The sequence below is a fragment of the Leptospira sanjuanensis genome (assembly GCF_022267325.1).
GTDB classification, from domain to species: Bacteria; Spirochaetota; Leptospiria; order Leptospirales; family Leptospiraceae; genus Leptospira; species Leptospira sanjuanensis.
Window position 1 is genome coordinate 1941156 of record NZ_JAIZBG010000001.1, and the last position, 22708, is coordinate 1963863.

Below are 22708 nucleotides of genomic sequence, written 5' to 3' on the forward strand. Positions count from 1 at the left end.
CGAAAGATAGAGATCGGAATTATCGATCAAGGAAAGGATCTGAAAAATCTAAAAAATCTAAAAAATCTTACTCGTCTAAAAATTGAAAAAACGAGGCAAACTCCTAAAACCCTTTCAACCAACGATTGGCAAACACCATTGGATGGACGGTTAAGATCGCTCGTTGGAAAAAACGGGCCTGTAAAATGTCGCTCTTCAAATGAAACTTTTTTCCGCCGACTTGCAAGAACTCGGAATCATAGGATTCTTGGGTTTCGCTTTCGATTTTAAAACGGATTTCTTGATTCAAGATTTTGAAAATTTGTTCTTTGGCTGAACTTCTCCACTGAAATTCCTGAGGAAACAGATTGCGTTCCTTCAACCAAAGAGGAAGATTCTTCCTTTCTAATTTAGAAGGAAAGAATGTTCCTAAGTAATACGATTCCGGATTTGCCAAATCCACACTCTTGTCAGACGATTCCCGCAAATAACCGAGTGCGTAGAGATCGCAAAACGCAAGTTCGGGAGAATAGGATTCGTCATAGAATTCCTGTTTGGAAAACGAGGAAACGCGTGCGGCTACAAAGCGCAGTTTGATCCTCTTCGAAGTTCCGAACGGAATCCAAGAAACCGGCAAAGAAGATTTCCATTCTTCCCAAGGATAGAATTCTTCCCAGAGAACGAGCGAATGCAAAAATAAATGATACGGTTTCGGCGAAGCCGCGCTCATGAGATCGGGAGAATTCTGAACCTCGGAAAATTCGGATTCCGCTTTGGCAAAAAATTTCTTCCAGGGTTTTTCGTGAAGGGAAAGCAGGGATTTGTGCAAGAGCTTCCAAATTCTATACTTGGTTTGTTCCGGAAAACTCGAATGAAGTTTTTGTTTCATCCGAACCTTTTGTTTTCCACCGGCAAACGCGCTCGTCTCCACTTCCATCAGGTCCGCAAACCGGGGAGGAACTCCGTTTTCCAAAGGAAGATTGGTTTCGTAGAGAAGATGTTGGACCTGTCTTGGATCCACGATCTGTTCTTTGGTGAATTCTTCGTGAAGAATCGGCTGTAGTCGTCTTTCGATTCGGATTCGTTTGCTTTGAAAGAACGGAAGAATGTTTACCTTCCAAATTCGATCCAAGCGAAGCTGAAGGTTTGTAAAAAAGGTTCTAAACATCGGCGAAGTTTGAGGGTTATTTTTTTGCCTCCGGGAAGATTCTCCACTGAAAAAAGAAAAAAGTCTTCCAAAATCCGTCCTAAACGCCAGAAATTCGGCGGAAAGGTTGACAGGGAAAGGCGTCGATTGATCCTGTCCTTACTATGGCCAGAAGATGTGAAGTAACCGGGAAGGGCACTGTAGCAGGAAACAACGTTTCCCATTCCCACATTAAGACAAGAAGAACCTGGAAGGTGAATCTTATCAAAAAAAGAATCTTTTTGGAAGATGAAAATCGTTGGGTTACGGTTCGTCTTTCCACCAGAGCTCTTCGTACTCTGAGAAAAAAAGGAATTAAGGCCGCCATCAAAGATAACGGCGGATCCTTGGGCGTTCTTGCTCCAAAAAAATACGCGGGAATCGAAAAGTCGGCTCCAAAAAAAGCCTGATCCTGCGTTTCTAAAGTGGTTTTCCCGAATCTTTTCTCTTCTTAGAAAAGAATTCGGGGAGGTCGCAACTCCTCTTCATTTTCAAAAAGACTACGAACTCGCGATTGCCGTGATTCTCAGTGCACAATGCACGGACGAACGAGTCAATCAAGTCACCCCAGCTCTTTTTAAAGCCTTTCCCAGTTTAGAATCCTTTGCAAACGCCGATCTGAAAGAGATCGAAACGTTGATCTTTTCCACGGGTTTTTACCGCAATAAAGCGAAGTCGATTCAAGGTTTCGCCAAGAAATTGTTAAACGACTTCGACGGTAAAATTCCGAATACGATCGCGGAGCTGATTACGCTTCCGGGGTTTGGACGAAAAACGGCAAACGTAGTTTTGTCGGAAGTGCACGGTCGTGTGGAAGGAATCGTAGTCGATACGCACGTAAATCGGATTTCGAAAGTGTTGGGTCTGACAACGAAGACCGATCCGGTTCAAGTGGAGAAGGATCTGATGGCTCTTCTTCCCGAAAAGTATTGGAGGGATATTTCCTTATATCTCATCTTTTTGGGTAGAAAAAGCTGTAAGGCTCATCGAAGATTCTGCGAAGATTGTATCTTAAAAAAAGATTGTCCCTCGTCCTCAGTCGTAAACGGAGCTTAGAAATAATATGGAAGTATTTATCGATCAAAAATTGGAAGGAATGGAACTCGCGACGCAACATATCGTGATGTCGAGGGATCTCAATCAGCACGGATTTCTTTTCGGAGGTCAGATGCTCGCGTGGATCGACGAAGGATGCGCGATGTATGTGATGGAAAAGATCCGCTATTCCAATATCGTCACCGTGAGCATGGCGGATGTCGTATTTAAAAGTCCGGGACTCCTCGGGGATATCATCCAGATTTTTTCCAAGATCGACAAAATCGGAAATAGTTCGATCACGATCCGCAACACATCCATCGGAAAAAGTCAGAGCCGAAAGGAACTCAAAGAAATCATCGATTGCAAGATCACGTATGTTTGTCTGGACGAAAACGGAAGACCGTTTCCGTATTTCCGCGATCATTTCGAACTTCAGGATCTAAAGTAGTTTCGTCATGGCTTCTCGTTTTCCCGTTTCGGTGGAAAAAGAATCCAAATTGCTGGAACTGATGGAAGTTCTTCAGATCAGGGAAACCGATCTTGAGGAAAGTTTTACAAGAAGCGGAGGCAAGGGCGGTCAGAACGTAAATAAGGTTTCGACTGCCGTTCATCTCAGACACAAACCTTCCGGGATCGAGGTCAAATGTTCCTTGTATCGAACGCAGGGACTCAACCGGTATAAGGCCCGCGCCATTCTTTGCGAAAAAGTTCAAGAAGAGAATCGAAAGAAAGAGGGTGCTCTAAGCGACGAACGCAAAAAAACGATTCGAAACAAACAGAAGGATGCAAAACGAAAGAAGAAAAAGTATTCCAGAAAGAGTCAAAATTCTTCTTCCATTCTTTTGGAACCGGAAGAAAGTTTTGAAGAAGAACGGGACGATTCGGATATTTCGGATGAAAGAGAAGTCGAAAGCTGAAACAAACGTTTTGAATCGGAGATTTCGTCTAACTAGTGTTTATGCCTGAAATTCTCAATCATACGCTCATTCTGGAAAAAATCAAAAACCTCGGCGCTTCTCCGGGTTGTTATTTGTGGAAATCCCGAAAAGGCGAGGTTTTATACGTAGGCAAAGCGAAAAATCTAGACAAACGCATCCGCAATTATCTCAAAGAAAAACATCCCGATATCAAAACCCGCGCTCTGCAAAGGGAAATCTTCGACTTGGATTGGATCGCAACCGGGACCGAAAAGGAAGCGCTGATCTTAGAAGCGACTCTCATCAAAAAACACAATCCTCGTTTTAACGTCCGTCTCAAAGACGACAAAAAGTATCCGTATATCTGCGTTTCCCTCTCCGAACCGTATCCGATGGTTTATATCACGAGAAAGCTCAAGGACAACGGGGATCGTTATTTCGGTCCTTATTCGGATGTACGATCCACTCGGGAAACGTTAGACATCATCTTGAGAATTTTTCCGGTCCGTAAAACGAGACAGATTCTTCCTTTACCCAAACCCAGAAGACCGTGTTTGAACTTCGATATGGGCCGTTGTCTCGGGCCTTGTCAAGGAACGATTCCGGTAGAAGATTATAAAGTCGTAATTGACCAAGTGATTCAATTCTTGGAGGGAAAAAAGGAATCCCTCGCGGGAGATCTGAGCGTCAAGATGTCCGCGGCTTCCGATCGGATGGATTTCGAAAAGGCCGCTCGTTATCGCGACATGCTACAAAGGATCAATAACTTCCGGGAAAAACAAACCGTCGTCAGCACGGAAGGCGGAGACGAGGACGTGATCGGTTTTGCGAGAAAGCAGGATGAAGGACAGGTAATTCTTTTAGAGGTGCGCGGAGGAAGACTTGAAACCAAAAAGTCGTTTCCGATCCAGGGTGTGCAGGATGCGGAAGATTCCGAAATCATCGGTGCGTTCTTCCGCGATTATTATTTGAACGCGGCTTTGGTTCCGCCTTCGATTTTTATTCCTACGGATATCAAAGAAGAAGTTTCGGCTGTCATCGATGTTCTTCAGGAAAAAACCGGATTTAGACCCAAGCTCAAATCTCCCCGCAGCGGAGACAAACGATCTCTCTTAAAGATCGCCGAGAAAAACGCGGAACTCAGTCTCACGGAAAGAATGCTCGCGACTCATTATAGGGATCAAAGCGCGGCCTTAAAGGAAATCCAAGAGATGTTTTCCCTCGAACGTCCGCCTCATATCATCGAATGTTATGACATCAGTCACTTCCAAGGTTCTCAGCCGGTTGCGAGCGGAGTTATGTTTGTGGAAGGAAAACCCTTCAAACAAGGATACAGAAAGTATAATATGCGCGGCTACGAAGGGATCAACGATCCCGGGATGATCCACGAGGTGATTTCCAGGCGCTTACAAAGAATCATCAACGAAGAAGGAGTGTTTCCGGATTTAATGGTGATCGACGGAGGTCCCACCCAGTTGACCAAGGCCTGTGAAGCAGCTGTCGAAGCCGGTGCGGAAGGAATTCCGATGGTCGGTCTCGCCAAAAAACGGGAGGAAATTTATTTCCCGGGCGACAACGAACCCTTTATCTTCGATATGAATTCTCCCGGTATGAAACTCTTGCGCCATCTTCGGGACGAAGCGCACCGTTTCGGAGTCACACATCACCGATCCCGGAGAAACAAGGAAACGATGCGAGCGCTCATTCAAGACGTTCCGGATATCGGATTCAAACGAAGCAAGCTGCTTCTTCAGCATTTTTCGGGTGAGAAAAAAATCGAGGACGCGACCAAAGAAGAACTTCTCGCGGTGCCCGGAATCGGCGAAAATCTCGCCGAAAAAATTCTAAAACAACTCCAAAAAAAAGAATAAAAATCCTCCCGACTCAGCACGGAAGAAACGTTCCCGGAAACCGTACCGAGCGGAGGGAACATGAAATTCAAATCCGTATTCGTATCGATTCTTTGTTTTGCCGTCTTCGAGTTTTGTCACGGAAAGGGAAAGGACGCCTGGATCGTCCCGATTCTTCGTCCCGGAGAATGGAAACTTTTCTACGAACCCGAAAACACGATTTCCAGCGAGATTCCGCGGGAGATTTCCAAACAATGGAGGCATCCGTCCGTTCGAATCCAAAAGGTTCCGGGGATTGTCTGCTTGTTCAGCGGAACCGTCTCCGTGTACGGAGTCAGCGTCTGTTTTCCCGATCCGCAAGGAAACATAGAATTAGAATTTCAAAATATTCTGAAATTCTGGAATACTCATTTCGATTCCAGGACGGAACAGACGGTTTTCGATTTCTCGGAGAAGGGGCAGGCGAAAGTCAGCGTTCGTCTCAACCAGGATCTTCTGGAGGAAATCACGGAAGACTGGATGATTCTTTCCGGTTTTCAATGGATCGATCGGGAATTAAAAAAACGTAAATTTCCGAAATCGAACTGGGTGAGCGTCTTTTCGGAAAATTCGATCGCGAGACCGCATACTCCGAATCTAATTTCTGGTTTCAGCGTTTGGGCCGGTCAGGAAAAAATCAGAATTCTCTTTTCTGCCGAGAACTTTACGGATTCTGCAAATACGTTGGTGATCGAAATTCCCGGGAACACATCGATTCTTTCCGAATTCCTTTCGGAAATTGCAAGCTCCAACCGGGAAATGGTTCTTCGATGCAAAGAGAAACTTCCGGTTTTGAGCGAGGTTTTCGGAGGAACCGAATCCTCTCTGGGAAGGTTTTTGGAATTTGCGAATTTGGAAAACGAACCGATTTGTTTTAGCGATCTCACGATCGAAACGAGTTCTAAGAAAAATCCGATTCTTTCCGGTTCTTCGTTTTTGATGCCGAACGAAACGCTGTTGTTCACGGAAACCGGAAGTAATCTTCCCGGATTGGAACTTGTTTCCTTTCCTTGGAGCGACCTCAAGAAGAAAGGAAATTGGAGTCTACAAAGCGGGAATTTATCCGATGTTTTCGAAAATCCCGAACGAACCTTTTTAGAAGGCGGTAGGTATTATTCTTCTAAACGAAACTTCTATTCCCTTTGTGAAAATTTTTTCCAATCGAATCAATGGGAACGATATTGCATGAGTCCGGGTTTTGAAAATCCGGGATCATTCAACGAACCGGAAGTTGCGGGAAACGAAATTCCGTTTTGCGATGCGGCTTCGTTTCAAATCGAAGAAGCGAATTGGACCGGGGTTTTTACGGGTGGAACGGTCGATTCCAACCAGAAGTTTCTGGATTTAGAATATTCAGGTAATCGAATTTGCAATCCGAACGGTCTTTCGGTCGAATCGGACGGAAGAGAAATTCCGATTTGGATCGATTCACGTTCTATAAAACCCGGAGAAATTCTTACGATAGGAAATCGGGATTTTATGAAAGGGGAAGTTCTTCTTTCCTCTTCGGTTTTGAAAGAGTTTGAATTCGGGTTTGAACTGCTGTTGAAGGACCGAAAGAATCGAACGAATCGGATTCTTTCCGAAACTTCTTTCCAAACTCCGGTCTTGAAACGAACGGACGGAACGATCGTTTCTCTTTTGTACCGAAACGGTATATGGATTCCTCATCCGAAAACGAACTCACAAACTCTGAATTCGCAAATTCAAAATTCTCATTTCATGAATCCCGGAATCAAAACGGATCCGCTCGATATGACTCCACCGAATCAGGCGGTTGTTTCGGAAATTTCCTGGATGGGTTCGTATGACGGCACGACTTCCGTAAGTGCGGATCGTTTTATCGAGGTCGATTCGGATACGAACGTTTCCAAGGTGTTGGAAGTTGAATCCGGAACCAAGAATTATCGCTTCTTAGTAGAGTTGGTTCCGGGTAAGAATGTTTTTTCCATCGGTCGACTCGTTTGTTTTCCCGATGTTTCCGTTTGGATCGTGCCCGAGTTGAATTTAGCAAACACCGGTCGTGTGCGGCTTCTTTCCTTGGATGCGACTGTTTCCAGTGATTGGATCGAATGGGACTCGCTGGGAAAAATGGGGATTCATTCTTCTTCGCAGAAATTGAGACGATCCGCATCCCTTTTTCGAACAATTTCCGGGAAAGAAGTTTGGAAGAATAGCGCTCTTACCGTTCTGAGTTCGAGAAAAGCCGGCTGTTCCGGAACGGAGGCAAGTCCGGGTTTGGAGAATCGAACGTTTCCTTTTTTCCAAAGAGAAGATTTCGCAACTGATAATTCCATTTTAAATCCTTGGATCAGTTGGAATCCAGGAGTCGCCGGGCTTATTTCGGGAGAATTCGATTGGATAACGATTCAACCGAGCGCGGGAGCTCGTGTTGCAGCTTCGGAGTTTCTGCGGTTTTGGAGAGATCTTCGGGAAAACGGATTGGGCTCCTTTGCGGTAAATTATGAAACTCTAAATTACTTGGTTTCGGCGGGTGCGGAGAGTCTGATTTTGATTCCCGGTTCTTCAGGTGTTTTAATTTCTACGGTCTATCCGAATCCGACCGTTTCCTCCAACGAGTGGTTTTCGATCTGCAATCAGGGAGCTGAATCGGTCGACATCCGTAGTTTGGAAATTCGGGACAGTTCCGCTTCCGATCGTCTGGTAGAATATTCGTTTCGATTCGGATCGACTCTTCCCGCTGGTTGGAATGAGTTTAACCCGAACACAACGGGTTGGAGTTTCGGCGATCGGTTTTTGCATCCGGGAGAATGCGGATACGTTCTTTCTCCGAATTTTAAGAACGAGTCGGTCCCGTTTCACTCCGAAACCTTCCGAAAGATTTTTACGATCGATAAAACGACTACGATCGGAAACGGAATCGGCAAAAACGAAGGATTGGATCTTTTCCAAGACGTTTCCGGAAAATCGGTTCACATTCACAGTTACGGAAATCAATTTTCTCCGCTTCCGTTTTCCATCGATGCGAATGCGAACGATTTGATTCTTTTGAAGACCGGACGGACCGGGGATTCCGCATCCGATTACGAAATCAAAAAGAAGGAATCCTTATGATACGTAGTTTCGTATATTCGTTCCTTCTAATGTGTTTTCCTTTATTCGCGGCCGATCAAACTTCCGGATGGACCTCTTTAGGCTGGATGGGCTGGGGATTGGGGGCGAGTCAAAAAGCGGAAATCGAATTCGGGAACGATGGCAAGGCCGGAGCGCGGAAAGAATATCAAGAAATCCGAATGAATTCTTCTTTGTTTCATGCGGGTGCGGATCGTCGGATGGAATCGGAACGGATCGGCTGGAAAATTCAGGCGGATTTAACGGTTTCTAGCGAATCAAAACTGAACTTCTTCGCGGGGAAGAATCTTTATGGTTCTTTAAAACGTCAGAATGTTTCTCTGTTGCTGGGAAGGGTTCAAGAGGATAGGAAACAATCGTCCGCGTTCGGCGATTGGTCGGACGGAACGGATGGGGTTACGGTTCGAGCCGATTTTCAAGAGCGAGGCAGACTTCGTTTCGACGGTTTCGATTTTTATTCCGGCTATCGATTGTTGGAAAAGGACGGATGGAAGGATTCGATTTTCGATACGAAAGGATCGAAGTTCGGCGTCGATCGGAATGCCGAAACAAATACAAATGAAAATTCATCCGGCGCTCTGCAAGGAAAAAGCACAACAAACGGTTCTTCTTCAAACGCCGGTTCGCATTCCGGTGGATTCAGAAATCGTTATAGAGGCGGGGTCGGGTATCAAATCGATGTTCCCTTTGGGGAAATCGGTTTGGCGTATCAATATCTCAATCTTCAAAACTGGGGAAGGTTTGCGAACGATTTGGATGCGGAGAATCGAAACGTTTCTTCCGGCGACCGCGATTATTTAACTCATACCGCGATCGAATGGAAAGGTCAATATGTTTGGTTTCGATGGTTCCTTTCCGGTGTTTTGGCGCGGGGTCAGGATAAGACCGGCTGGAATCGGATTCGAAATGCGGCTGCGATTCCGATTACGGGAGAAGCTTTCTTTGCGTCCTTGGGAGGAGAATGGAAGCCTTGGAAGTTCGAAATTTTCGGGTTTCTTCCCGATCGGGACAAACGACAGGAGAACGGAGAAATTTTGGAACTCGGTTTTATCGGAATGGGTTCTTCGCCTTCCGCCGTGTTTACCACCGTTCAAAGTTTGGATTTTTATCCGTCCGCGTGGATTACTGAACGGGGTTTGGAAAAACAATTCACGATTCAAAGCGGAAAACGTCAGTCGGCCTGGACAGGAGTTCGATTGGAATATCAGGAATCCTGCATTCGATTTCGATTCTATGCAGCATCCTATTTTTTCCTGTCCGAAGACAAAGGAAATTCGGGGGCTCTTACGATCTCTCGGGATTCTTTTCAGAAGAAGTATTTACGCGAGGCTTTGATTCAAACGATGTTTTATTTTCCTTCGGAGAATTGGCGGTTTGTATTCAGTTTTTTGAATCTATCCTTGGGCGGCTCCTGGAGCGATCCCGATTCCGCAAAAAAAGAAATCTTCTTTCAGGTCAGTTCGGGAGTCATTCTATGAGACGGTCGTTTGTTTCGTGGTCCTTGCTTCTGGTTTTTTCCTGCGCCAATGACGCTGATTCAAAATTGTTTTGGATGGATTGGAGCCTACCTCGCAAGATTCAAAGTTTCTTTTCCTTTCCGGGAAGATATACTCCTTTGTCTCAAAAGAGAAACGTTCGAGACTCGATTTTAAAACGAATCGAAACCGCAGAGGTTTCGATCGATCTCTGGATTTACTCGTTCGACGATCCGGAGATTCTGGCCGCGCTCCAAAGAGCCGCAAAAAGAGGAATCACCATTTCCATCGTCGCGGATCCGGATAAGGATTATCCGCAGGAGTTGGTTCGATTGGGGTTGTTCCGAAGATGGGAGCGGTCCGGTTTACAACATTCTAAAATACTCATCGTCGATCGGAAGACTGTCTTTTTGGGTTCCGGAAATTTTACCTGGTATGGATTGGAAAACGATCTGAACGGATATGTGAGTTTTGATCTTTTTGAAACGGAGCGGGAATCCTTTTACTCCTTTCTGGAAGAAGATCCGGGAATCGACGTTCTTGAAATCCCTCCGTTTCAATTTTATATTTCGCCCGAAAAAGGAAGATTGATTCAAAATCTGATCTTACGGGACGTCGATTCATCGAAAGAATCGGTTCGATATCTGATCTTTGATCATTTTGATTCCGTTTTGACGTCCCGTCTCGCGTATGCAAATCGAAGAGGTGTCTCCGTCCAAGGAGTTTACGATTCTCCCGTGGATGAGGAAGGAAAATTTCTGGCAAACGCGTTCGATCGCACGGATTCGAAAATTTTCGGAGACGGAAACGAGGAAACGATTTCCGGCGATTCGTTCGGGAAGGGCGGACTTTTGCATCACAAGACGATGTTGATCGACGGTAAAATTCTCCTTTCGGGTTCCTATAATTTTTCGGTCAGCGCCAGAGATAGCAATCGGGAAATCCTTTTTCGAACGACCGATGCGTCTTTGGTGGAAGCGTATTCTCGGGAATGGGACCGCGTTGCGGCGAGCGCAATTCGATTTCAACCCACGGTTACATTCGATTTTTTGAATGCGCCGAGTTCATTGGCATCCACGTCCGATGCCGGATCGGATTCGTTTTCGTTCGGATTTCCAGAGAACGCAATTCCGGTCGGATTCGAACAAACCCTTTGTCGATCGAATACTTTCTCCGAGGAATCTGTCTTTTTTGAATCGGGCGCGGGATTCTTTAGAATGATTTTAGAATATTCTTATGATCCCGGAGAAACATGCAAAGTTGTTTCGGATTTTTCCGCAGCTTCCAGCGGATTTACCGGAAAAAGAACGAATCATCCCGTGAAAACGAGAAACTTTCGGAAAAATTCCTCCTTGCGTACTAAAAAAGGAAACACGCTTTTAACGACGGAAAAGGAGGATTCTCTCTCTCGTTTCGAATCGAAACCGACGTTTTTGTTTGTGCCGAAGTATTTCTCAACTGTAACTGGAAATTTGTTTTTACCCGATGAACCGTTGCGAAGCGGGAAGTTCCCGAATCTCCGAGCGGTTTTATTGTATCAAAGAGGAAACGGTCCCGTTGAAATTTCTTGGACGGCGGCGGGAAATATCTTTTCGGCGATCCCGCATCAAGCCGAAGGAATGTTGTTTTTGGAATACGACAACGCCTTTCTCGGTTTTTGCTTTCATGAATATTCTAAAAAAGGAATGGAATATTCCGAATTGATTCCGGAAATGCTTTCGTATCGAGAAAGCGTTTTAAAACCGAATCTTCGTTTTTCATTCGAAGCGGATGCGATGGAAAATCGAAGGAATTGGGGAACGTATTGCTATCGTTATTAAGCGACATCGGTCGTCTTGTCGGATTCTTCTTTGGAAAATCGGAGGAACAGTCCGCATAAGATCCAGAATAGAATTACGACTTCGTCGTCTTGAAAGTAACACTGAAAGAGTCCGGAAAAGAAAAATCCGGATAACCCGAAAAAATACAGGATTTGCTCGTAGGGAAGTCGACTGACGATCAACTTGTGATATAAGGAAGTTCCTAAGAAAACGAAAAGAAAGATTGCGGGAAGGCCGAACACGGCAAAGAGGTGAAAGTAATCGTTGTGCGCATGTCCTCTTTGTGTCGTTTCGTAAAAGTAATAGAGTTCTCTATATCGTTCGGAATGTTCCGCTCTCGATTTTTCGATCTCCCGGTTGTAATTTCCGGGGCCGACGCCGACGAGAGGATTTTTTTCAATCAAAGGGAAGGTTGAATCCCATATAAAGGTTCTTCCCGAATCGGTATGTTTCTCCTTTCCGAACAAAGGATCCGTGATCTTCTGACCCGCCTGCGTAACCGAAAGTCCGATTCCTAAAAGGAGAAGCAACGAGAGTGTTCCCGCAGTAAAGATCAGAATCTTGGACGTCGGCAATTCTTTGCGGATGATCCCCAGAACGAGAAAGGCCGTAAGCGACGAAAAAATCGCGCCTAACAGAGAAGAACGGGCGTTGTTTAAAAAGACGACATACAAAAAAATGAATAGAATCAGTCCCTGCAATGCCGCCTTTTTGTAATTCTTTTCGAAAAAGGTTTTTAAAAAGAGAAAGACAGGAACGGGAAAAAAGAACTGGAGCAAACCGCCGAACGTAAGATGGGTATTCATCAAACCGATCGGAAGAAACAAAGAGATTCCTCCGAGGTGTCCCATGGGGTGTGTGAACTTCCAGTTTGCAGATTCTCTATAAAGATCGCTGATCAATCGGGAAAGTCGAATCGGGGAAAAACTGGAAACGAATCCGGTTACCAGTAAAACCCAAAAGAGAATGTTGAGTGTTTTGAGAATGCGGGGGAATTCTGCTTTCTTTAAATTCCACGCGAGAATCAAACCGATAAAAAGAAAAATATCTTTGAGTTCGGCGTTAAACGCGGTTTTGGCGTACGCTCTGAACGATTGCTCCGAAAAGGCGTGAATCGCAAAGTCGGTAAGATACCATCCGAAAAAGAAAAGGCAGACAAGTATGACGGGCTCTTTCCAAAAGCCGGGTGTTTTCGCAGAAAACAAGGACGTCAAAAAGGCGAGCACCAAAAATCCCTGACTGAGGGACACGGACAGACCGATTGTTACAATGCTTGCGCAGAATAAAAAAAGAGTGATTTTTCTAAGACGTTCGGGCATCTTCTCTAATCGATTGAAAGCCAGATTCTGTGAAACCTGGGAATTGTAAATTCGATATTTACTTCAGTCCGATCGAAACGGATGATTCCGGGTTCGTCCTTGACTTAGGAGATCTTTGATGAGAATTCTTTATTTTTCCGATACCTTTCTTCCTAAGGTGGACGGAGTCGCGATTTCCATGAAAAACTTTGCAGAACTTCTGGCAAAGCGGGGACATACGTTCATGATCTGTTGCCCTCGTTACGGAGAAGGCGACTTTGACCGGATCGGAGATTCGATTCACATCGAACGATTCAGAAGCGGTTATCTGCCGAGTTATCCGGACATCAAGGTGGTTCTTCCGTCTCCGAGCAAAATCAAACGAATCATCAAGGAGTTCGAACCCGATCTCGTTCACATTCACACTCCGGGTTTGTTGGGGCTTTACGGAATCAATGCAACCGAGAAATACGGAATTCCCACGATCGGAACGTATCACACGTTGATGTCCGAGCAGGACATGTATCTTTCGTTTTACAGATTGCTAAAACTCGATAAACTTTTTTTAAAAGCGAGCAAATCCGAAAAAAAACTCAAGATGAAGGATTTGAGTAAAATCGAAAAATTCGATAAGTTCAACATCCGCAAAAAAATCATTCTCAAAATTTCAAACAACATTTATGAACGATGCGATCTCATCATTTCTCCTTCTCATCTGATCGAAAAACAGCTCCGCGAGTTCGGTTTAAAAACGAAGATCGCGGTGATTTCGAACGGTTTGGATCTTACGAGTTTTAAAGGAACGATCAAACAATTGAACGCCGCGCCGAAACTTCTTCATGTGGGAAGAATTTCCTACGAGAAGAATTGCGACGTGATTCTCAACGCGTTCAAATTGATTCACGACGAAATTCCCGATGCGACACTCACAATCATCGGAGACGGACCGGCTCTTCCTTCCTTGAAAGTGCAGGCTCAGAATTTGGGAGTGGAAAACGCGGTTACTTTTACGGGCTTTATCAAACGGGAACAACTTCCGGAAGAATATCCGAAATACGATCTGTTCTTGACCGCATCTACGATGGAAACGCAAGGACTTGTCATCTTAGAATCGGTCGCCTGCGGACTTCCCGCGGTCGGAGTGGATTCGTTCGCGATTCCCGAATTGATCCATGACGGAAAGAACGGATACATCGCAAAACCGTTCGACGTAAAAGGAATCGCCGAAAAGGCCGTCGCGATTTTGAAAGATCCGGAATTGTACGAACGTTTTTCCAAAGAATCCCTTAAGATTTCCAAAGGACACGAGATGAACGCCTGTGTGGATAAGATGGAAGAGGTTTATAAAACCGTGGCGAGCGTGAAGAACAAAAAGAAAAGAAACACGTTGATCAATATGCTCTTTTCTCTTCCTGATCCTTTGGATCAATTCTTACGGTATTTCGAATAAACGATATTGTGAAAAACGCGCAATCGAATCTGACATTCTTCGTCGAAAGAAGTCAAGGGCGTTGATTCCCTTTTACGGGAAGAAGATCGGTTCCTGTTTCGCAGCCTGAACGAAATCGTAAAATGAATCCTTTTAACGATCTCGTTGCCGTCGGTCGTAAACAGAGAACGTATCAAAAGAGGGTGTTGATATTGTAAACGACCCGAATGCGTTTGATTACGTCTTCGGGTTGAATCCATTCCATACAAGCGAAGTCTTTCCGATAACAGGTCGTGTTTCCGTAGATACTGCAAGGTCTGCAAGGTAAATTATCGATTTGTAATACTCCGGAATCTTCCTGGCCGAACGGGGCAAAACCGGAATAAGGGTGAGTGGTCCCGTAGATTCCGATCACGGGCCTTTTTAAAAGCGCCGCGATATGAACGTTCGATGAATCCATTCCGATCATAATATCCATCCTTTCCATGATCCCGAGTTCTCCTCGGATTCCGAGCTTACCGCCCGAAACGATCTTGATGGATTCTTCCAGACCTCGGCTCCATTCTTCTAAGATTTTGGATTCTTCTTTGGAACCGAAGAGAAAAATTTTCACTCCCGGAAATTCATCCAGGAGAAGCCGGAGCAAGGATCTGCTTTTTTCGCGGGGCCATTCTTTGAGTGCGTGCCCCGCAAACGGAGCGAATCCGATCCAAAGACTTTCCTTTTTTTGAATATTCTGGGATTGGAAAAATTCCTTCGCGAACATTTTAGACTCGGGGTCCACGTTGATCCAAGGTCCCTTTCTTACGGTTGCGGGATATCCCGCGTTTTCGAAAACTTTGAGATAACGGTCCACGGTATGCGGCAGTGGATTTAAGACTTTCCGTTTTTGACGGATCTGTCTGAGTTTTTCCTTTCTTCCCTTTACGATTCGAAACACACCGATGCCGCGGATCAAAAAAAGAAAACTGATCAATCGGGAACGAACGGAAGAATGAAGGTCGATGACTTTTTCATACGGACCGAGTTTGTTGATTTCCTTAAAAAGACGATAAAGTCCGAGAAGTCCGCGGTATCGTTTGAGGTTGAACCCCACGACGTTAACGTTCGGAATATTGTAAAAGAACGGAGCGTAGTTTCCTCTGGTAACGATCGTTAGCTGGATATTCGTATATTTTGCGGCGATCGCAATGATCGCCGGCGCCATGAGTGCGACGTCTCCCATGGCCGAAAACCGCATGACTAACAGATTCATGATTTTTTAGAATACAGGGAAGGGTTCAGACTCTGATCGTTGTACATTTTCATCTGACGGTAGACTTTGTAGAACTTGTCCCCGCTCTGTAAATCTTCCAGTAGTTCATCCAAACATTGGGAAAGATCGATTCTTTGTTCGAGAAGAACGTCCAGTTTCCGTTTGCAGGTTTGGATATGATTCTCATCCACATCCTTTCTCTGGGTTTGTTCTTCCATGTGATAGATTTTGAGTTCGAGGATGCTCATCCGATCGATCAACCAAGCGGGGGTCTCGGAATTCATCCGGGCGCCCGGTTTTTTAGGGACGTTTTTGAATTGGGAAGAAATGCGATCGTCCAGGATTTCCACGAGGTCCGTGCGTTCCTGATTGAGTTTGTCGATTTGTCTTTTGAAACCGACCAATTCCTTGTCCGGGAGGTCCGGTCTGCGAATTTCGTCTTCCACGTGCCATTGGATCGTATCGATTTGATTTTTGCTATAAAGGATCGATTCGATGCTGTCTGCCGGAAACGGGTTGGGCGAAGCGGCTTCTTTTTTGTGCCAGTCAACTACGGATTGGCGAAAAACGGATACGACGGAGTTCGCTTTCAAGGTCATTGTGTATAACTTTGTGCGGTAAGCCAGAAAATCAAGAGAAAAGCATTCTAAGAAACGCGATTCAAGGAAGAGCGATTTGATAAATCCTTTACTTTCTCGTCCTATTAAAATAGAGTCACCTGCGTTTTATGGCACGAAAAATTCATCCTGAAATTCTGAAATTTCTTTCCGGGATATCCTTGTTTCAAAAATTATCACCGGCTGTTCTGACTCGGATCTACCAAAACATCGAGGAAAGGAACGTTTACAATCACGACGTAATCTACTATCGCGGTGATATATCGGATAAGCTTTTTATAGTTCGACACGGCGAGGTGATGCTTACGTTCGGAGAATCGGGAAAGGCCGTAAAGTATCTGGGAGAAGGAGAATTCTTTGCCGAAAACAGTTTGATGACACGGACGCAGCACGGCGGCTCGGCGATCGCGGTCATGGACACGTTGTTATACGTTTTGGACGGTCATTTCTTTTTAAAACTCGCGGAAAAGGAACCGGTGCTATCGGGAAACCTCATTCGGTTGATGAGCAATCGGTTTCGGGAACATCTCGAACCTGCGGATAAACTGAGTTCTCTTCCAAGAAGAATGATCTGTCACGTTCCTCTCGAAGAAGTGCAAGGATATAAGGAAAAGTTAGACGCCATCGTAAAGATCGGAGGTTATTCTCACGAAGGAAAGATGACCCTGGTTCCGATGGAATCCTTCGAGAAAAACAGCGTTCAAGATGCGATCCGAAAACTCTCCCAATTGCGAACCCAGTTTCCGGTCATTCATTTATACTTTCAGCATCCCGGCTTAAAACCGGAACTCGATAAACTTCTGCTTCAAGCCGATCAGATCGTATTCTGGGAAGACAACCCGGAACGAAATCAAAAGAAGAAAACCGAAATCATCACATACTTCCGATCCAGAATCCGCAACTTCGCGGGAAGGACGATCCGTTACGTGGATTCGGTCAATACGATCCGACCGGAAGACAGCGTAAAACACCAGAAAATCTTTCATAAGGAAGAGACCTTCTCGCGTTATCTCGTTTCTAGAACGAGGGGACTTGCGTTAGGCGGAGGAGGCGCAAGAGCGCTCGCGCATGTGGGGCTTTTACGAGTATTAGAAAGAGAGAATATAAAAGTGGACGTGGTTTCCGGCGCTTCGTTCGGAGCGGTCATCGCCGCTTTGTATGCGAGAGGGGAAAATACGGATACGATCCACAAGATGATCTATAAATTCTTCGGCGGAATCGATAAACCTTTCGATCCTACGGTCCCTCTTGTATCGTTCTTCAAAGGAAAGAAGATGAACCGTATGCTCAAAGATGCGTTCGGTTCCGCATTGATCGAGGACTTGAAAATTCCTTTCGTAACTTCCGCGGTGGATCTTCACAGCGGCGAGGAATATGTGATGGATCGAGGCCCGGTTTGGGAGGCGCTCGCCGCAGCGATGAGTTTGCCGGGAATGTTTCCGCCGGTTTTTCACGGGGATCATCTGCTTGTCGACGGAGGAGTGATCAATAATGTTCCCGAAAATTTAATCCGACAAAGAGGAGCGGATGTCATCCTCTCCGCGAACGTTTCTCCGTTACGGGACGAGGCGATCGTGAGACTTCTCGAAGACAGAAAGATCACGGGAAAATCCTTCTTTAAAAATCTCTGGGAAGACTTAAAGTATCCGCCGATCCTCAAGATCATGGGAAGAGCGATCACTCTGGAAGGAAGGGAGATCACGAAGCTCCGAAAGGACAAGATGGATCTGTTTATCAATCTTCATATCGAAGAGTTTTCGTTCTTTGATTTTAATAAGTTCAGAGAGATCATCCGCAAAGGAGAAGAGGAGGCGGAGGCGCATTTGGAAGAGATCTACGAACTTTTTTATCCGGGTAAAAAATTCTCAAAGAAGAAACGATAAAAGAAATTCCTGAAGTTTCGCGGATTCTCGTTTGTAATTCGATCTCCATTCTAAACTTCCGTCCGGTCCAACCGTGTTCGTGAGTGCAAAGAATGAATACAACGGAATTCGAAAGTCCTTACAAACTCTTGCAAGACCGAAACACTCCATATTCTCGAATCCGAGGTCGTTTTCACGCAGATATTCCAATGCCTTTCCGGAAACGGTTTCGATCGTGACGGAACCGGTAGCGTTGGTTTTGGAAATCAAAACCTCGTTGATCGTCGGAAATTCGAACGAATGTGGGAACTCATACGCATCGGGAACGATTTCAGGAATCCGAATTCTCCTTTCGATTTTACCGAGTTCTTGATGTTCGATCTGAAATGAAAAACCGAACCGGTTCTTCCAAAAACTCGGATGCAGCCAAGGATAAACTCCCGCAGAACCCACAAACAAAACTTGAGAAGGTAAGGCCAATCCCTTGCTCTGATGTTCGAGAAGAAATCTTTGCAGACGCAGAGCGGCTTCCAAATTTCCGATACCGCAGAGAAGAGTCTGAAACTTTTCGGATTTCGCGAACTGATCGAGTTCTTCTGAAATCGCCGAACAGATCAACGTTTTGGAAGGATCAATCTTCATCGTTTTCGTACATGGCTTGGATTACGTTGTGATACAAAGAAAAGACTACGTTTCGTTTGAGTTTCATCGTTTCGGTCATTTCTTTTCCCTTTTCAAATTCTTTGGGAAGAATGTGGACGTGTGCGATTTTCTCGAAGGATTTGAAACCGGCTCGTGTGGAAATCTTATCCTTTACGATATTTTTAAAGAATGCACTGACTTCTTTGGAGGAATTCCATTCGGCCGGATCTTTCGGAATGCTCTTTCCTTGCGACTTGAATTGTTCCTGAACGAGATCGTAAAAGGGAACGATCAAAACTCCGAGGTTCTTCCGATCCTGGCCTACAACGATGACTTGATTGATGAATTCCGATTCGGCGAGTTTGGCTTCAATCGGAGCCGGTTCCAAGTTTTCACCTCCGGAAAGAACAATCGTATCCTTGGCTCTTCCCGCAAATTTCAATTCTCCCGTATGCGTCCACGTGAGAATGTCGCCCGAGTCGAGCCAACCGTCTTGCAGAGCTTTGGCGGTTTTTTCCGCTTCTTTGTAATAGCCGACGGTGACATGCGGACCTTTGTGCCAAGCGACTCCTTTTTCACCGGGCGTCGTTACGATCTTGCCGTCTTCTCCGACGAGTTTGATCGCGGTTCCGGGTAACGGTGCGCCGATGGCCCCGTTTTTCGGAAGAGGAAATTCTCCGATGGCTCCGATCCCGGTCGTTTCGGTCATTCCGTAGGTTTCGATGATCGGAATTCCGGCGCAACGAAAGAAGAATTGAATGTGCGGAGGCATCGCGCCCGCGCCGCATAACGCGAAACGCATTTTTCCCCCGAAGAGGTCCCGAACTCTCTGGAGAATTTTATAAGAAAGAATTTTCAGCGGATACAAGGAAAAAAGAAGAACGCCGGCAACAAATCGGTCCATAACTTTCTGATTCGGATTTTCCGCTTCGGTGGTCGCGTACGAATCTCGGATCGTGTCCTGCAAACTTGTAGTAATCGCCGCCATCCGCACGGCAAAGTGAAAGAGTTGCTGCCTAAGAGGAGGGGCCTTGCGAACCGTGTCGTGAATTCGTTTGTAAAGACCTTCCCAAAGTCTTGGAACCGAAACAAGAACGGTCGGTTTTACTTTTTGCATATCGGCGGGAATCGTCGGCACGGAAGAGCAAGCCATCGAAGCGCCCCACGCGATCAATGTTGTTTCGAGAAGTCGTTCCGCGATATGCCAAGGAGGGAGAAAGACAATCGTTCTGTCGTTGTAAGAACCGGGCACGAATTCCTGAAGCTGATGAATTCCCCAGGTAAAACTTCTATGATTGAGCATCACACCTTTGGGTGCGCCCGTTGTTCCCGAAGTATAGATGATCGTTGCAAGATCTTTTCCGTTTAAAACCTCTCCTCTTTGATCGTAGGCTTTATCTCCTTTTTTGATGCGGATTTTTTCTCCTTCCAAAAGAGCGTCTTCCAGGAAGATGAATTTCACCCCGGAAAGTTGCGTGCGTGCGGATTCCAAATCCTTCCACTTTACGGGAGGATCGATAAGAAGAAGCGTCTTTACGTTCGCGAGGCTGGATTTGTCTTCGAGAAGTTTTTTGAGAACCTTTTCGTTTTCCAAAAAGAGAATTTTCGCTTCCGAATGTTCGAGAATGTATTTCAGATCGTCGATGGTCGCGTCGCATCCTCGCGGAACGTCCACGCAGCCGATCGTAACCAAAGAGAGAGAACAAAGAGACCATTCGTAACGGTTGTCGCAGATCAGTCCAGCGGTGTTTCCCCGTTGCATTCCGAGTTCTATCAAAAAGGAGGAAAGGTTTTTTAGATTCTCATACCAATCCTTGTAGGAGATCCCGCGGAAATCGCCGGATTCTTCCCGAATCCAATACATAGGCCGATCCGCATACACGGAAGCGACGTCTCTCAAAAGATGATAGAGGCTCGTTTTTTCCATACGATTTAGGGGAGAAGTCCCAGAGTTTCTTTGGTTCCGGTCATGAGATTGATGTTTTGCAGGGCTTGTCCCGCCGCGCCCTTTACGAGATTGTCCAGAGCGGAAACGACGACTAACGTGTTTCCTCTTCTTCGAACGGAAATGTCCAGGAAGTTTGTGTGCTGGATTTTTTTGAGTTCGATTTCTTCCGGGGTTTTCAGAATCCGAATAAACGGTTCGTTTGCGGAAGAATTTTGAATCGCCGTCATCGGGTCCACGCTCGGTTCGCCATCCAATTCCAAAACGATCGTGGAAAGAATTCCCCTGTAAACGGGAAGTAAATGCGGCGTAAAGATGATTTCGGGTGCGGGAAGCCCCGAGTTTGCATAGATGTATTCCTGGATTTCCGGTTCGTGTTGGTGGGAAAGAACCTTATACGCGCGAAAGTTTTCGTATACGCCCGTGTAAGAAAACCCTGCGTCTTCCGTTCTCCCGCCCGCTCCGGAAACACCGGACTTGGAATCGGCAACGATCCTTGGTTTGAGATTTCTTCTGAGTTCGTTTAACAAAAATACGGGAAGGATCACCGAGGTGGAAAAACATCCCGGATTGGAAACGAAGTCGGCGTTTTTCAGTTTGTCCCGGAAGATTTCCGGAATTCCGAAGACGGCCTTATCCACGTACGAGAATTTTGTGTGTTTTAATTTATAAGCCTTTTCTAATATTTCCTGATCGTGAAGTCTATAAACTCCGGAAAGATCGATGACCTTATGACCTGCGTCCAAAAACTTCGGGGCGGATTCTACGGAAACTTCATTGGGAACGGCTAGGACGACCAGAGACTGGGAAGGAACCGTGTCCTCGTGTTTGCGGAACGTGAGATTTTTGGGAAACGGAATTTCGGGAAACACTTCTGCAAGAGTTTTACCTGCGAGTTTATCGCTCGTGATATGCACGACCTCGTGTGTCGATTGATGGGAAAGTAGAGAAAGTAGTTCCTTACCGGTTAAACCGCCCGCTCCTAAAATGCTGATCTCTGCCATAAACCTCTCTGTCTTAAGAAAGATTTTAATTCGGGGAGAATGCTGTAACTAAAAAAAACGCCGGACGATTTCTCATCCGGCGGTCAAGGGTTCCTAAAAAGAAAGCCAGTTGTGTTAGCCAGCAGCCTGCTCTAATTTTTCCTCTTTGTTCGCACGCGGTTTTTTGTCCTGCGCCAACAAAGGCAGACTGTTCAGATCTCTTACCATGTTTTCGATGGTAAAAGCGACATCAGGGTTATTCTTGAGGTATTCTTTTGCTGCCTCTTTTCCTTGCCCGATCTTTTCCGTATTATAAGAATACCAGGCTCCTGCTTTACTGATAATATCATGTTTTACCCCGAGGTCAACCAGAGAACCTTCGCGGCTGATCCCCGCATTGAAGATTATGTCAAATTCCGCCTGTTTAAACGGCGGCGCGCACTTGTTTTTGACAACTTTGACACGAACTCGGTTTCCGACGGATTCCTCTTTTTCCTTGATCGTTTCTATCTTACGGATGTCCAGACGAACCGAGCAATAGAATTTGAGGGCGTTTCCGCCTGTGGTCGTTTCCGGAGAACCGAACATCACACCGATTTTCATTCGGATCTGGTTGATGAAGATCACCACGGTTTTGGATTTTGCGATGGTTCCGGTCAATTTCCGAAGCGCTTGGGACATGAGTCTTGCTTGCAAACCCATGTGAGAATCTCCCATATCCCCTTCAATTTCCGCCTTCGGAACAAGAGCAGCCACCGAGTCGATCACGATCAAATCGATTGCGTTGCTTCGAACGAGGGATTCGCAGATTTCAAGAGCTTCCTCCCCGTTGTCGGGTTGGGAAACTAAGAGTTCGTCGATGTTTACGCCTAGTTTTTTAGCGTAAGAAGGATCTAACGCGTGTTCCGCGTCGATAAACGCCGCGACCCCACCCCGTTTTTGCGCTTCCGCAATCGCCGAGAGAGTAAGGGTGGTTTTTCCGGAAGATTCAGGTCCGTAGATTTCCACGATTCTGCCGATCGGATAACCTCCGATGCCCAGAGCGATGTCCAAATCCAAGGAACCGGAAGGGATCACTTGAACGGTTTGTTTTGCAGCGTCCGATCCTAATTTCATGATCGCGCCTTTTCCAAATTGTTTTTCAATTTGGCTCATCGCTTGTTCGATCGCCAACTTCTTGGAATCGTCTACGTTCTGTGCTTCTTCTTTGCTTTTTTTCATAATGCCTTCTCCCATTGTTTCTGCCTCCTTCCTTTCGGTTCTTGGCAGCGGCGCCGCGT

Annotated in this window: 18 protein-coding genes; 10 read left to right on the top strand and 8 right to left on the bottom strand. The window is 45.8% G+C overall.

Features of this window, described 5'->3' with window-relative positions:
- Positions 1-103: 103 nt before the first annotated feature.
- Positions 104-1147, bottom strand: a complete 1044-nt coding sequence (locus LFX25_RS08830) for a hypothetical protein (RefSeq protein WP_238729915.1) — start codon at positions 1145-1147, stop codon at positions 104-106.
- Positions 1148-1290: 143 nt separating this feature from the next.
- On the opposite strand from LFX25_RS08830, the gene rpmB reads away from it, so the two are divergent.
- The 8 genes from rpmB to LFX25_RS08870 are packed head-to-tail and all read left to right on the top strand — an operon-like array spanning position 1291 to position 11397.
- Entirely contained in the window at positions 1291-1575 is a 285-nt protein-coding gene (gene rpmB, locus LFX25_RS08835; RefSeq protein WP_238729916.1) for a 50S ribosomal protein L28, read from the top strand.
- Positions 1523-2221 carry an endonuclease III gene (gene nth / locus LFX25_RS08840; protein WP_238729917.1) on the top strand — a complete coding sequence of 233 codons (699 nt, stop codon included), beginning with the start codon at positions 1523-1525 and terminating at the stop codon, positions 2219-2221. The genes rpmB and nth overlap by 53 nt, the downstream gene beginning before the upstream one ends.
- 7 nt (positions 2222-2228) lie before the next feature.
- Positions 2229-2651: an acyl-CoA thioesterase gene (locus tag LFX25_RS08845; RefSeq protein ID WP_010574870.1), complete on the top strand. Its 423-nt coding sequence runs from the start codon at positions 2229-2231 to the stop codon at positions 2649-2651.
- A 7-nt stretch (positions 2652-2658) separates the two neighbouring features.
- A complete protein-coding gene (locus tag LFX25_RS08850; protein WP_238729918.1) occupies positions 2659-3120 on the top strand; it encodes a peptide chain release factor family protein in 462 nt (153 codons plus the stop codon).
- 41 nt (positions 3121-3161) lie between these two features.
- On the top strand, positions 3162-4991 hold the full coding sequence (gene uvrC, locus LFX25_RS08855) for an excinuclease ABC subunit UvrC (protein WP_238731559.1): 1830 nt from the start codon (positions 3162-3164) through the stop codon (positions 4989-4991).
- Positions 4992-5051: 60 nt separating this feature from the next.
- Positions 5052-8084: a lamin tail domain-containing protein gene (locus LFX25_RS08860; RefSeq protein WP_238729919.1), complete on the top strand. Its 3033-nt coding sequence runs from the start codon at positions 5052-5054 to the stop codon at positions 8082-8084.
- On the top strand, positions 8081-9580 hold the full coding sequence (locus LFX25_RS08865) for an LA_2168 family protein (protein WP_238729920.1): 1500 nt from the start codon (positions 8081-8083) through the stop codon (positions 9578-9580). The genes LFX25_RS08860 and LFX25_RS08865 overlap by 4 nt, the downstream gene beginning before the upstream one ends.
- Entirely contained in the window at positions 9577-11397 is a 1821-nt protein-coding gene (locus LFX25_RS08870) for a phospholipase D-like domain-containing protein (RefSeq protein WP_238729921.1), read from the top strand. The genes LFX25_RS08865 and LFX25_RS08870 overlap by 4 nt, the downstream gene beginning before the upstream one ends.
- Here the strand turns inward: LFX25_RS08870 and LFX25_RS08875 are convergent.
- On the bottom strand, positions 11394-12716 hold the full coding sequence (locus tag LFX25_RS08875) for an O-antigen ligase family protein (protein ID WP_238729922.1): 1323 nt from the start codon (positions 12714-12716) through the stop codon (positions 11394-11396). The two genes, LFX25_RS08870 and LFX25_RS08875, sit on opposite strands and share 4 nt — an antisense overlap.
- Positions 12717-12834: 118 nt before the next feature.
- Between LFX25_RS08875 and LFX25_RS08880 the strand changes: the two genes are divergently transcribed.
- Positions 12835-14145, top strand: coding sequence for a glycosyltransferase (locus LFX25_RS08880; protein WP_238729923.1), 1311 nt, complete (start codon positions 12835-12837; stop codon positions 14143-14145).
- Positions 14146-14317: 172 nt separating this feature from the next.
- Here the strand turns inward: LFX25_RS08880 and LFX25_RS08885 are convergent, their stop codons facing one another.
- Positions 14318-15379 (bottom strand): glycosyltransferase family 9 protein, encoded by a 1062-nt coding sequence (locus LFX25_RS08885; RefSeq protein ID WP_238729924.1) that lies wholly within the window; start codon positions 15377-15379, stop codon positions 14318-14320.
- Positions 15376-15978, bottom strand: a complete 603-nt coding sequence (locus LFX25_RS08890; RefSeq protein WP_238729925.1) for a DUF4254 domain-containing protein — start codon at positions 15976-15978, stop codon at positions 15376-15378. Before LFX25_RS08890 ends, LFX25_RS08885 begins: the two co-directional genes overlap by 4 nt.
- A gap of 128 nt (positions 15979-16106) precedes the next feature.
- Between LFX25_RS08890 and LFX25_RS08895 the strand changes: the two genes are divergently transcribed.
- A complete protein-coding gene (locus LFX25_RS08895; protein ID WP_238729926.1) occupies positions 16107-17879 on the top strand; it encodes a patatin-like phospholipase family protein in 1773 nt (590 codons plus the stop codon).
- On the opposite strand, the gene LFX25_RS08900 is transcribed toward LFX25_RS08895, so the two are convergent.
- From LFX25_RS08900 to recA, 4 genes are all read right to left on the bottom strand, one after another.
- The gene (locus LFX25_RS08900) at positions 17862-18500 is read right to left on the bottom strand and encodes a nucleoside phosphorylase-I family protein (protein WP_238729927.1); all 639 of its coding nucleotides are present in this window, start codon (positions 18498-18500) and stop codon (positions 17862-17864) included. The two genes, LFX25_RS08895 and LFX25_RS08900, sit on opposite strands and share 18 nt — an antisense overlap.
- Positions 18490-20427 carry a long-chain fatty acid--CoA ligase gene (locus LFX25_RS08905; RefSeq protein WP_238729928.1) on the bottom strand — a complete coding sequence of 646 codons (1938 nt, stop codon included), beginning with the start codon at positions 20425-20427 and terminating at the stop codon, positions 18490-18492. Before LFX25_RS08905 ends, LFX25_RS08900 begins: the two co-directional genes overlap by 11 nt.
- A 5-nt stretch (positions 20428-20432) precedes the next feature.
- Positions 20433-21449, bottom strand: a complete 1017-nt coding sequence (argC, locus tag LFX25_RS08910) for an N-acetyl-gamma-glutamyl-phosphate reductase (RefSeq protein ID WP_238729929.1) — start codon at positions 21447-21449, stop codon at positions 20433-20435.
- A gap of 114 nt (positions 21450-21563) precedes the next feature.
- The gene (gene recA / locus LFX25_RS08915; RefSeq protein WP_238729930.1) at positions 21564-22664 is read right to left on the bottom strand and encodes a recombinase RecA; all 1101 of its coding nucleotides are present in this window, start codon (positions 22662-22664) and stop codon (positions 21564-21566) included.
- Positions 22665-22708: the final 44 nt, after the last annotated feature.